Here is a 12,478-nt window from a genome sequence, read left to right as displayed (position 1 = left end):
GTAATTTTTAACGGAAAGTAAACAAATGATAAGCAGTTTTTAAAACTAATTTACTGACAAATTTGGAAGGAATAGAGCCCTATTTTACATAAACCGTTTTTTTGTTGACAAAAGCTAACATTCCTTCTTTAGAAAGTTCTCTACCATATCCTGAAATTTTTGTACCTCCAAAGGGCAATCTAGCATCTGATTTAGTAAGTTCATTTACAAAAAAAGAACCATCTTCTATATGGTCAATTTGTGCTCTAGCAGCTTCTATATCTTCTGTAAAAAGCATTGTGCCTAATCCAAATTTGGTATTGGAAGCCATTTGTATAGTTTCTGCTCTGTTTTTTGCTTTTATTATTGCGGCTACAGGGCCAAAAATTTCTTCGTTAAATAAAGGCATGTCAGGTTTTACATTAGTTATAATTGTGGGTTGGTAAGTGGTGTTTTTACATGCATTACCAAAGTAAACTATCGCTCCTTTTTTAATAGAATCATCAACCTGTTCTTTAACTTTTTTAGCTAAGTCTGCTCTTGCTAAGGTGGCAATATCTGTTGAGGTATCCATTGGGTTACCCACTTTTAGTTGACTGATTTTATCTTTAAATTTATTTAAAAATTCGTCATAAATATCCTCAACAACTATAAATCTTTTTGCAGCAATACAACTTTGGCCTGCATTTAACATTCTAGAATTAACCATGGTGTCTAAATACAAATCTAAATTGGCATCTTCCCAAACAATACAAGCATTGTTTCCTCCTAATTCTAATACTGATTTTTTTAAATTTTTACCAGCAATAGCTGCAATTTTACGTCCTGCGTTTTCACTACCAGTTAATGTAACAGCTTTTACAATATCATTTTCAATTATAGTTTCTATTTTTTTATGCCCTGCAATTACGGTTTGGAAGCATCCTTTTGGATAACCGGCTTCTTCAAATAAATTTTGAATAGCAAGAGCACAGCCAGTAGTATTTGATGCATGTTTTAAAATGGCTGTATTACCTGCAGTTAACGTAGGAGCTGCAAAACGAAATACTTGCCAAAAAGGAAAATTCCAAGGCATAATGGCTAATATGCAACCTAACGGATCGTAACTTATAAAGCTTTCTTGTGCTTCGGTATCTATCAGTTCATCTGCTAAAAAGTCATCAGCATTAATAGCATAAAATTCACAAACAGTACTGCATTTTTCTATTTCAGCAATACTTTGTTTAATTGGTTTACCCATTTCTGCTGTTATTAATGCTGCTAATTCTTCTTTCTTTTTAAGAAGTAAATTACTTAGTTTTTTTAAAAGGGTTACTCTTTCTGGAATGGATGTTAGTTTCCAGTCGTAAAAAGTGTTTTGTGATTGTGATAATAGTTCATTTATCTCACTGTTGGAATGTTCTTTATATTCAGCAATTTGTTTTCCGTTGTATGGATTTACTGTTTTTATAGTGCTCATCCTTTATTTTTTTTGGTAAAAGTTTATTGTGTTTTTTGAGTAGCAATTGATATCTTCAAAGGTACTAAAAGTAGCGTGTTAATTTTTGCAATACCGAAGAAAATATGGAGTAATGTTTTTGATAAGAAATACTATTAGGGTAGGAGTTTTTTTAAGTAAATTGTTTTATTGATGTAAGTGAAACATAAAGTAAACTTTTTATAAGTCCCTAAAAAGAAACATTTACAAAAATCAATCAACTAAAAAAGAAATATCTCTCTTAGATATTAGAAAACATTTTGACCCAATTCATAGAAAAGGAGTTGCCTATTTAGGAGCTCCTTTTTGCTATTATCTATATTGATTTCCTATCCTATTAATTGATACCAATTGTCATAAGCTTTACTGATAAACAATACTAAAAACACTAGACTTACTAGAAATTTTACAGTTGTAGAGAATAAAAAACCAAGAAAAGAACCAAAACTAGCTTTGATGGCTCTTTTAGTGTCTTTACTGTCGTGCATTAGTTCACCAATAAAAGCACCTACAAATGCACCTATAATAAAGCCGAAAGGAATAGGAGAGAACAGTCCTACTAATAAACCTATCGTGGTGCCAATGGCTCCAGATTTGCTTCCTCCAAATTTTTTTGTTCCTACTGCCGGTATAATGTAGTCAAGCACCCAAATAAGCAAAGCAACACCAAGGGTTATGCCTAAAAAAGTCCAGTTCATAGGTATGGCATTGGTTAGGTGTAAAATTAAAAGTCCGAGCCATCCTGTAAAAGGTCCTGGTAAAACAGGTAAAAATGACCCGATTAACCCTAGTATCATTAGGCATCCACCAATTATTAATAAAAGTATATCCATTATTTTTTTTTATTTATTTGACGAAGATATTTAAAGTTTGTTACAAAGTTTATAACTAAAAAATTAGTTCAAACTAATTTTTTAGTTATATTTGCAGAAGAAGATTAATTTAATACTAAAAGATAATGAAACAATTAACAAAAGCAGAGGAGCAGATAATGCAAATTATGTGGGATCTTGAGTTGTGTACTGTTAAAGAGATAATTGAAAAATTTCCAGAACCAAAGCCTGCGTACAATACAGTTTCTACTATAGTTAGAATTTTGGAGGATAAAAAGTTTGTAGACCATCAAACTTATGGAAAGGGATATAAATACTTTCCTCTGGTTGAAAAATCTTCTTATAGTAATCAAAGTTTACACAAATTAATGGATGGTTATTTTGGAGGCTCTTTTAAAAGTATGGTATCCTTTTTTGTTCAGAAAAATGATGTGAATATTAAAGAATTAGAAAGCATTATGAAAGAGATAAACATGTCGGAAGAAGATAAGAGTGATACAACAAATTAATAGGGATTAAGTGTTACTTAAATAACTTAGAACCTCTCTATTAATTAATCAGGTTTTCAGTCTGTAAAAGTAAAAATTTAAATATAACCTTGGTTTTCAGTCTGTCGACTTCCGTTTTAAAACACAATAATATGTTAGATTATATTATCAAAGTACTACTTTTTCAAACACTGTTTTTAGCAGTTTATGACATATTTTTGAAAAGAGAAACCTTTTTTCAATGGAACAGGGTCTATTTAATGGCAACTTCAGTGTTGGCGTATGTGATTCCGTTGATAAAGATTAATAACGTACAAGAGTTTATACCTCAAGAATATGTGGTGCTATTGCCAGAAGTGGTTTTGAATCCTGCGGTTGTAATTAAGCAACAAATGAATCAGCCAGTTACCTTTTTTCTAGTTTTAAAGGTGGTTTTTTGGCTTGGTTTTACCGTTGCGAGTGTTTTATTTCTTATTAAGCTGTATAAGGTAATAAAATTGATAGTTGCTAATGATATAGAATATACTTCCAATTATTATTTGGTGTGGTTGCAAAACAATAAGGCGTTTTCTTTTTTCAATTACATTTTTTTAGGAAAGGAAAGTAATAACAAAGCTCAAATTATTGAACATGAGTTGGTGCATGTACAACAAAAGCACAGTTTAGATTTATTGTTTTTTGAGTTGCAAAAAATTGTGTTTTGGTTTAATCCGTACAGTTATTTGTACCAAGCAAGAATATCTGAATTGCATGAGTTTATTGCGGATTCAAAAGCGATAAAAATAGAAAACAAAGCTAATTATTTTAACCACTTATTATCAGAAACATTTGGTGTACAAAATATATCATTTATCAATCCATTTTTTAAACAATCATTACTAAAAAAACGAATACTCATGTTAAACAAAAAAAAATCTAAGCAAATACTGAAGTTTAAGTACGTATTACTAGTGCCTATATTAATGGGAATGTTATTGTACACATCTTGTGAGAAAAGTGAGCCAATATTAGAAAATGATAATGAGCTTGAAGAATTGTTGGAGCGAGACCCAAAAACCGAAAAATTTATTGATGAGAGATTAGATAAAATTATAGAGGAATTAGATAAGTTAAAAAATTTAACAGATATAGATTCAGAGAAAAAAAACGAAATAAGAGAACAACTTTATCGGTATCTACTTGAAAAGAGAGAGCAAAGAAAAATATATGGAGTAATGGAAACTCAGCAAATTGATGAAACTTTTGAAGGTGAAGACGTTCCCTTTGCAATAATTGAAAATGCTCCAATTTTTCCTGATTGTGAAAATGCAGAAGACAATAAAAAATGCTTACAAGAAAGTATTCAAAAGTTTGTGCTTCAAAAATTTAATACAAATTTGGCTAAAGATCTAGGGCTAGATCCAGGCAAAAAAAGAGTGATAACAACTTTTAAAATAGGTAAAGAAGGTAATATAGAAGATGTAAAAGCTCGTGGTCCTCATCAAGCTTTAGAAGATGAAGCCATTCGAGTTGTAAGTAGCTTGCCTAAAATGATTCCAGGAGAGCATCAAGGTGAAAAAGTAGCAGTTAAGTATGCGTTACCTATTACATTAATGATTGCCGATAAAGAGAGTGCTCAAGAAGAAATGGTTTTAGAAAGTAAGCCCAGTGTACAAGCATCAATAGATCATTCTGTCAACAGTGGCGTCATTTCGGGTAATGTAAAGGGCCTTGTTTCAGGTAAATTAATGGGATTACCAGGTGTAACGATATTTATTAAAGGAACAGATAAAGTAGCTGTAACCGATTTTGACGGTAATTTTAAAATAAAAGCGGCAAAAGGTGAGATTTTGTTAATAAACTTTAAAGGATTGCCAAGTACTGAAATTAAGATTTCTGAGAATAACAATTATATAGTTACCCTGTAATTTACATACTATTTCTCTATGCATAAAAATATAGCTGTATTACTTTTTATAGTATTTATTGTTAAAATCGATGCTCAAACATCGGTTTTAACTGTTGCAGATACATCTTTAGAAACAGGGAATTACCAATTGGCTTTAAAGCAATTAAAGGCAGATGAAAACCCATCGGAAGAAGTGCTTTTTAAAATAGCATCTATTTATCAGAAAACGGGTAATTATGCCAATGCTATAAAATACTATGATAGAGCATATGCAATGAATCCTTCCGATAAAATAAAAGAACAATTGGGTAAATGTTATCAATATGCTGGTAACACTAAAAAAGCAATGCAATTGCAAAGTGAGGTTTTAAAAGACAATCCTGATAATTTATTCTTGCAATACAATTTGGCCAAATTATATGCTGCAAATAGAAAAACTACCGAAGCTATTGTTTTATTAAAAGGATTGATTGCCAAAGATTCTGAAAATCCGAATTATCATTATGAATTGGGAGAAGTTTTAACTAAGATAAAAAAAGATCCCTTGAAACCCTATTTAGAAGCCTTTCGATTAGATACTGCTCATATTAAAAGTATGTATCAACTGGCAAAATATTATAATAAAGTTAAAGTGAGAGATTCGGCCGATCTTTTTATAGATAAAGGACTGGAAATCGATTCTGATAATTTAAATTTCTTACAGCTAAAAGCTCAAAATCAGTTTTTAAAGAAAGAATATGACTCAACTATAGTATATTTAAAAAAGTTAGAAATTTTAAATTTTAAAACGCCATTTGTAAATAAGTTATTCGGGTTAAGTTATTACAAGTTAAAAGATTATGAAAAAGCTTTGTTGTATTTTAATAAGGTGAAAAAAGTTGATTTTAAGGATGTAAATACCTTGTTTAATATTGGATTGGTACATGCAGCAATGCAAGAATATGATAAAGCTGAAATGAGTTTTATGATGTCAATTATGTTTCAAAAACCTGATGTTGATAAGAATTATTTTGAGTTAGGAAAAGTACAGCTAGAACAAGGAAAAATTAAAAGGGCATTAACCTCTTTTGAGGAAGGTTATAAAAATAATCCTAGAAATTTTCAGTTGCTTTTTCAATTGGCAATGTTGTCTGACGATTATTATAAAGATAAAAAAATAGCTTTAAGACATTATGAGGAATATGTAGAAAAATTTTCTACTTATGATAAAAAATCTACTTTGTATGCAAAATCTCGTATTAAAGAGATAAATAAAGAATATTTTATGAAAGGAGAAGAACAGGAATAGGGTTTTTTTATTAAAAAATTGTACTTTCGTTGTTATATCAATTAACAATGCTAAAGCGAACCGTAAGTTTTCTTTTTTTTATATTATTATTTACTTCTTGCGAGTACTTTTCGTCCAATTCAACGTCGTCAAAAAGTAACTTGGAAGTAGTTAATACGGTTATTGATTTTACTAAAGTTGATACTTATCCTATTTTTTCAGATTGTGAAAATTTTGCAGAAAATGATAATCAAAAGGAATGTTTCCAAAATACATTAACCCAAAAATTAAGTGAATCTTTAAATAAAGCTGATATAAAAGTACAAGAAGCTGTAAATGATACTGCATGGATTGATATTTTGATTGATAATACAGGAAGAGCGAGCCTTGTTAATGTAAATTCTACTAATGCTATTGACGAACAAATTCCTGATTTTAAAGAAATACTTAAAGTAAGTATTCAACGATTGCCAAGTATGAAACCGGCAGTGAAACGTGGAATTTTTGTAAAATCGCAATATCGGATGGCAGTTGAGGTAAAAACGATTTAGTCTTTAGTTTTCTTTAAAAAAATCTGAAGAATAAAAGTGCAATTTGATGTGTTTCTTTATAAGCGTATTACTAATTTTTTCATCAACCGAAGTACTTCTACATATAGCCAAATAAGAGTAACCAGTATTCCCCAAGTAGCCACCCATTCGTAATATTTTGGAGCTTTGTATAACTTTCTGTCAATAAAATCAAAATCAAGTAGTAATGAAAATGAAGCAACAATAGCCGTAATAATATTAAAACCTATAGCAAACCAAGAAGTACCCATAATATAAGGTAAGTAAATACCGAAAATGCCTAAAATCCAACTGATAATATAGATACTCATTATGGTAATAATTACCGTAATTAAAACACTTCTAAATTGCTTGGTAACTACAACAATTTTGGCTTTATACAGTAATAGCATTATAATAAAAGTTAGTAGAGTAACACTAACAGCCCGTATGGGCATGCCTTCAAATTTAGCCTCTGCATATGCAGAAATACCACCTAAAAATAGTCCTTTTGACAACGCATAGAGCGGAGTAGTAACTGGCGACCATTTTTTCTTGTAAGATGTGATAATACTAAATACAACAGCTGCTGCCATTCCTCCATAGGTATAATAGTCAACATCAAGACCTTTGGTAACTAAATCCCAAACATACCAAGTGGTTAAACTTACTAGAAAAATAGAAAAAAGCGATTTCAGAAACACACCATTTAAAGTCATTTTTGAGACAGAATTACGATTGTATTTCCAAATGTATCCGCTAAAAACAGGATTTGAAGTTTTGTAATTAAGTAGTGCCATATATTATTTTTTAAATGACCTGTTTTTCCAACGGTATCCTTTTTTTAAGGATAAAAAGATAACAAACATACTAAAAAACGGGTAGCAGCAACTGTTTAGTAAAAATCTATGAAAATGTAAGCGATGTTTATAAAAATGAAATATTCGCTGTAGCAGTATAAAATCTAAAATAAATTTAGCAGTAATAATAGTAAATAAATAGTGCCAACTTATTAGGTTTAACACCAAGAGTACAATTGCAGCAGCCCATAAAAAATTCATAGCCATTACAATTACTCCTACTAGTTTTGTGAAGGAGTTATTAACCGATGTTGTTTTAGAAGCCCAACGTACACGTTGTGAAATTAAAGATGTTATTGAGGGTTCTGGTTTGGTATAAACAAGTGCCTCTTTAGATTTTAAAAAATGTACTTTTTTAGGGTATTTTTTATGTATTTTTTCTAGTAAAAAAATGTCATCTCCACTCGCAATTTTGTCATTGTCTTTAAAGCCGTTGATCTCATTGAAAACAGATTTTTCGTAACAAAGATTAGCTCCATTGCATAAAAAAGGTTTTTTTAATCCAAATCCGCCAATAGTAGAAGCTTGTAAGCTTAAAAAGTCAAACAATTGAAACTGATCTAAAAAGGAATTGCTAACCTTGTAAGTAACAGGAGCTGCAATTAATTTTGGTTTATTGATTAGTATAAACGTATTAAACGTATTTAACCAATTTTTAGGTACGGTACAATCGGCATCTGTAGAAATTATCCATTCAAATTGAGCTTTGTCAATTGCTGTTTTAATAGCATCTTTTTTCGGTGAAATTGTTTTCCTATTATTTTCTAAGATAACAATGGGTAAATTTGGATGTTGTGTTTTAAAAAGTTGAATAAGTTCAACAGAATTATCAGTAGACTGGTCATTTACCATTAAAATTTCAAAATAATTTTTATGATAATTAAGTAAAACAAGACTTTTAAGCAGGTTGTTGAGGTTGTCTTTTTCATTCCGAAAAGGAATAATAATTGAAAACTTGGTAGTTGGAGGCTGTGATTTTTCTTCAAAAATAGACACACTATCAAACCCAATAACAAGAGCAATTAGTAAAGTTCCATAACATAGCAATATGAGTATTGATATCAATTCCAAAATAAAATAAATTCTATATTTTTAAAGCCATCATTTCTTATTCATTTTCAATACTAGGAAGTTTGAAATTTAATACAAAATAACTTCCTATAATAGCGGGTATTCCAAAATTGAGTATCCACATTAATAAGGTTATTGTAACAATTATTAATTCATTAACAGATACCAAACTAAATATCCAAATAGCAACAGAGCCTTTAACTAACCAATCTAATAATGCTAAACTTGGAACTATAGAGGCTAAAAAATACATAGCTGTAATCAGACTCATGCAAGTTAAATAATCAAGGTTAACCTCAAAAATGATTAGTAAAAAATAAAACTGGTGAGAGAATATTAGATACCGTAAAAAAGAAAATAACACTATGGTTAAATGTGATTTTAAAGACATTTTTTTTACAAAAAGAATAATTTTATCAATGTAAAAACCTCTAATTTTTTTAAAGCCCTTTAAGCCAATTCCTAATACAATTAATAATACTATAGCTACTAAATAGCCTAGTTTTTTAAAACGATAAACATCAATTTCTAACTTAAAGTTTATAAAAATATAGAGTAAACCTATAGCTCCTAATGTTAGAGTAACACTCATTTGGCTCATATTGCCAAGAAGATTTAGCAACATTATTTTTCGTCTATTTCCTTTTTTGTAATAGATGGCTTTTGCACCATATTCGCCAATTCTATTTGGGGTAAACAAAGAGGCAGTAAGTGATCCTAAGCTCTGTTGTAAAGAATTGTAAAAAGTGATATGTTTTACAATAGAAACTAATTTTTGCCATTTTAAAATTTCAAACAACCAATTAAAAATGGTAAAGCCTAGTAATGTAAAAATGGTTTTATAACTTTCAGCAATGCTATATTCAAGTTGATTGATAAAATCTTGAAAGTTAAGTTGCGGATTATGAATTGTTTTATCATAGATAAAGTAAAAAGCTCCAACAACAATAGCCAGTTTAATAAGAAAAAAAGAGAATTTTTTAGTTTTGTTTGGCAATGAATCGTATTTTAGTAGCTAGAGTGCAAATTAAGCAATTATTTATTTTAACCTGATAATAATGAGTAAAACCAACCACAAATTTAGTTCAAACCGAAGATCTGCTATAAAAAAAATGGGTTTCGTTGCAGGGGCAATTACAATGTCACCCATAGCTTCAGCTACTACAAAGAATATTAATTCAAAAAATAGAAATAGACTTTTAAGAATTGCACATATTACAGATGTTCATATGAGGCCAGAGCATAATGCTCCTAATCGTTTTAAGAAATGTTTAGCGGATATAAAAAAGCATAATGTTGATTTTTTTATGAACGGAGGTGATATTATTTATGCAGCTAATTATAAACGTATAACTAGAGAAAGAACTAAAGAACAGTGGGATATATGGAATGATTTGAGAAGTGAGTTTTCTGAATATGAAATGTATAGCTGTTTGGGAAATCACGATATGTGGTGGGCAGCTCCTGACAAATCAGACCCAATGTATGGAAAACAATATGTGGTAAAACAATTAAAAATGCCATCTACTTATTATAGTTTTGATAGAGAAGGTTGGCATTTTATTATTTTAGACAGCATGAATGATAGTACCATTTCGTTAGGTGAAATACAGCGAGAATGGTTGGCTGAAGATTTAGACAAAGTTTCTAAAGAAACGCCTATTTTAATAATGTCTCATTGTCCTATTTTAAGTTTATGTGGAGTTTTTAAAAATGGGAATCATAAAGATTTTAGTGAAATAACAAAAATATTCTATAAGCATAAAGATAAAAAAATACATTGCATTAGTGGTCATATCCATTTAGTAGATGCTGGAGTGTATAATAATGTAAACTATTATGTTACAGGAGCATTAAGTGGTGCTTGGTGGGAAGAAGGTGACGAGCATTCTGCACAAAAATATTGGTATAGAGAAACACCACCAGGTTATGCTATTCTAGATTTGTTTGATGATGGTACATTAGTAAATACATATCATCCGCATCAATACTAATAGTTATTAAAAGGATTATAGAATTGTATATTACTATCAGTTGGTAATTGATTAGTTTTGTGAAGAATACTTAACTTAAAAATTTGAATTCAGAGAAAATTATATTAGGCATAGATCCAGGAACTACAATTATGGGGTTTGGGTTGATAAAAGTGATTAACAAACAAATGTATTTTTTGCAATTGAATGAATTACAACTCAAAAAATATGACAATCATTATGTAAAACTCAAACTTATTTTTGAACGTACTATTGAGTTGATAGATTCGTACCACCCTGATGAAATTGCTATTGAGGCTCCTTTTTTTGGTAAAAATGTACAAAGTATGCTTAAGTTAGGTAGAGCTCAAGGTGTTGCTATGGCAGCTGGATTATCGCGTCAAATACCCATTACAGAATATTCGCCCAAAAAGATAAAAATGGCAATTACAGGTAACGGAAATGCTAGTAAAGAGCAAGTTGCTAAAATGTTACAAAGTACGTTAGGTATAAAAGAATTGCCCAAAAATTTAGATTCAACAGATGGCTTAGCAGCTGCTGTTTGTCATTTTTATAATGATGGTCGTGTTGAGGTTGGTAAAAGTTATTCTGGATGGGGGGCTTTTGTAAAGCAAAATCCTAATAAAATAAAGTAGCGGTTTTCTGTAGCATATAGCAAAAGTGATTTTAATAGAGAATTATGGCGTTTAAAGATTTGTTAGCATTAAAAAAGTCATTCAGATTGGTAATGAAAATAGTTGAAATTTCTAAGAAACTTCCAAAAGAAGAAACTTATGCTTTGACAAATCAAATAAGAAGTTTGTCCAGAAACATAACCGTCAATATTTCTGAGGTCTACAGAAATCGATTGTATCCAAAACATTTTATTAGTAGATTAACCTCTACCGTTACTGAAAATAGCTACTAAATGTCTTCTATCTATATTCACATACCTTTTTGTAAACAAGCATGTTACTATTGCGATTTTCATTTTTCAACTTCGTTACAGCGAAAAAAAGAAATGATTCAAGCCTTAGTCAAAGAAATAGTGTTGCGTAAAGATGAGCTTAAAAACGAAGTAGAAACCATTTATTTTGGAGGAGGAACTCCTTCATTATTAACTACAGATGAATTATCTATTTTAATACATACTATTTATAATAATTATAGTGTAGTTAAAAATCCTGAAATTACCTTAGAGGCAAATCCAGATGATTTGTCATTTGAAATAATTCAACAATTAGCAGTTTCTCCTATCAATAGATTAAGTATTGGTATACAATCTTTTTTTGATGAAGATTTGCAAATGATGAATCGTTCTCATAATGCAGAACAAGCCAAAAAATGTTTAAAAGAAGCTTCTTATCATTTTGATAATATAACGATAGACTTAATTTATGGAATACCAAATATGTCAAACGAACGTTGGAAAGAAAACCTTCAAATAGCTTTTGATTTTGGTATACATCATATTTCTAGTTATGCATTAACCGTAGAGCCTAAAACAGCACTGGCTAATTTTATTAAACGAGGAAAATATCCTAATGTTTCTGAAGATTTGGCATTAGAGCATTTTAATATTTTGGTATCTGAAACTGAGAATAATGGGTTTGTACATTACGAAATATCTAATTTTGGTAAGCCTGATTATTTTTCAAAACATAATACTGCTTATTGGTTAAACAAAATGTATTTAGGTATAGGACCTTCTGCTCATTCTTTTAATGGGAATCAAAGAAGTTGGAATATTTCTAATAATGTAAAGTATATTAAAGCCATAAATGATAATAAAATACCGAACGAAATTGAGTATTTATCTAAAAAAGATAGGTTTAATGAGGCTGTAATGACGGGTTTACGTACTATTTGGGGTATTAATTTACAAAAAATTGAAAAAGTATATGGTACAATTTATAAGACAGAGTTATTGAAAAATGCAGAAAAATATATTCAAAAAGGGATATTAATTGTCATCAATAATAAATTGCTAAAAACAACACAAAAAGGGAAGTTTTTAGCAGATGGTATTGCAAGTGACTTATTTATTTTAGATTAAGTGGTGTAACTCTTTTTATAAAAAACTACATAAACCTT

Annotated in this window: 13 protein-coding genes; 8 read left to right on the top strand and 5 right to left on the bottom strand. The window is 29.7% G+C overall.

The features are described from left to right. Positions 1-79: 79 nt before the first annotated feature. Positions 80-1,438 (bottom strand): NAD-dependent succinate-semialdehyde dehydrogenase, encoded by a 1,359-nt coding sequence (locus tag EGM88_RS07980; RefSeq protein ID WP_123897446.1) that lies wholly within the window; start codon positions 1,436-1,438, stop codon positions 80-82. A gap of 347 nt (positions 1,439-1,785) precedes the next feature. Further along, positions 1,786-2,289 (bottom strand): DUF456 domain-containing protein, encoded by a 504-nt coding sequence (locus tag EGM88_RS07975; RefSeq protein ID WP_123897445.1) that lies wholly within the window; start codon positions 2,287-2,289, stop codon positions 1,786-1,788. A gap of 125 nt (positions 2,290-2,414) precedes the next feature. Between EGM88_RS07975 and EGM88_RS07970 the strand changes: the two genes are divergently transcribed. From EGM88_RS07970 to EGM88_RS07955, 4 genes are all read left to right on the top strand, one after another. Further along, positions 2,415-2,798 carry a BlaI/MecI/CopY family transcriptional regulator gene (locus EGM88_RS07970; RefSeq protein ID WP_203229445.1) on the top strand — a complete coding sequence of 128 codons (384 nt, stop codon included), beginning with the start codon at positions 2,415-2,417 and terminating at the stop codon, positions 2,796-2,798. A gap of 131 nt (positions 2,799-2,929) precedes the next feature. Then, a complete protein-coding gene (locus EGM88_RS07965; RefSeq protein WP_123897443.1) occupies positions 2,930-4,684 on the top strand; it encodes a M56 family metallopeptidase in 1,755 nt (584 codons plus the stop codon). An 18-nt stretch (positions 4,685-4,702) separates the two neighbouring features. Then, positions 4,703-5,953, top strand: coding sequence for a tetratricopeptide repeat protein (locus EGM88_RS07960; protein ID WP_123897442.1), 1,251 nt, complete (start codon positions 4,703-4,705; stop codon positions 5,951-5,953). A gap of 47 nt (positions 5,954-6,000) precedes the next feature. Next, the gene (locus EGM88_RS07955) at positions 6,001-6,483 is read left to right on the top strand and encodes a hypothetical protein (RefSeq protein WP_123897441.1); all 483 of its coding nucleotides are present in this window, start codon (positions 6,001-6,003) and stop codon (positions 6,481-6,483) included. Positions 6,484-6,539: 56 nt separating this feature from the next. Here the strand turns inward: EGM88_RS07955 and EGM88_RS07950 are convergent, their stop codons facing one another. The 3 genes from EGM88_RS07950 to EGM88_RS07940 are packed head-to-tail and all read right to left on the bottom strand — an operon-like array spanning position 6,540 to position 9,408. Next, positions 6,540-7,280 carry a Bax inhibitor-1/YccA family protein gene (locus EGM88_RS07950; protein WP_123897440.1) on the bottom strand — a complete coding sequence of 247 codons (741 nt, stop codon included), beginning with the start codon at positions 7,278-7,280 and terminating at the stop codon, positions 6,540-6,542. Positions 7,281-7,283: 3 nt separating this feature from the next. Further along, complete coding sequence (locus EGM88_RS07945; protein WP_162497554.1) at positions 7,284-8,411, bottom strand: glycosyltransferase family 2 protein; 1,128 nt, start codon at positions 8,409-8,411, stop codon at positions 7,284-7,286. 37 nt (positions 8,412-8,448) lie between these two features. Beyond that, the gene (locus EGM88_RS07940) at positions 8,449-9,408 is read right to left on the bottom strand and encodes a lysylphosphatidylglycerol synthase transmembrane domain-containing protein (protein ID WP_238988410.1); all 960 of its coding nucleotides are present in this window, start codon (positions 9,406-9,408) and stop codon (positions 8,449-8,451) included. Positions 9,409-9,469: 61 nt separating this feature from the next. Here EGM88_RS07940 and EGM88_RS07935 point away from each other — a divergent pair, with 61 nt between their 5' ends. The 4 genes from EGM88_RS07935 (at position 9,470) to hemW (ending at position 12,440) form a co-directional block, all read left to right on the top strand. Continuing rightward, entirely contained in the window at positions 9,470-10,405 is a 936-nt protein-coding gene (locus tag EGM88_RS07935) for a metallophosphoesterase family protein (RefSeq protein WP_123897438.1), read from the top strand. Between the two features lie 83 nt (positions 10,406-10,488). After that, positions 10,489-11,040: a crossover junction endodeoxyribonuclease RuvC gene (ruvC, locus tag EGM88_RS07930; RefSeq protein ID WP_123897437.1), complete on the top strand. Its 552-nt coding sequence runs from the start codon at positions 10,489-10,491 to the stop codon at positions 11,038-11,040. Positions 11,041-11,084: 44 nt separating this feature from the next. Then, positions 11,085-11,312 (top strand): four helix bundle protein, encoded by a 228-nt coding sequence (locus EGM88_RS07925; RefSeq protein ID WP_123897436.1) that lies wholly within the window; start codon positions 11,085-11,087, stop codon positions 11,310-11,312. Next, entirely contained in the window at positions 11,313-12,440 is a 1,128-nt protein-coding gene (gene hemW / locus EGM88_RS07920; RefSeq protein WP_123897435.1) for a radical SAM family heme chaperone HemW, read from the top strand. It begins immediately after the preceding gene. Positions 12,441-12,478: the final 38 nt, after the last annotated feature.

Origin of the sequence: Aureibaculum marinum (assembly GCF_003813905.1) — a bacterium.
In the GTDB taxonomy this organism is placed as follows: domain Bacteria; phylum Bacteroidota; class Bacteroidia; order Flavobacteriales; family Flavobacteriaceae; genus Aureibaculum; species Aureibaculum marinum.
This window is presented reverse-complemented; position numbering and strand designations above follow the sequence as displayed.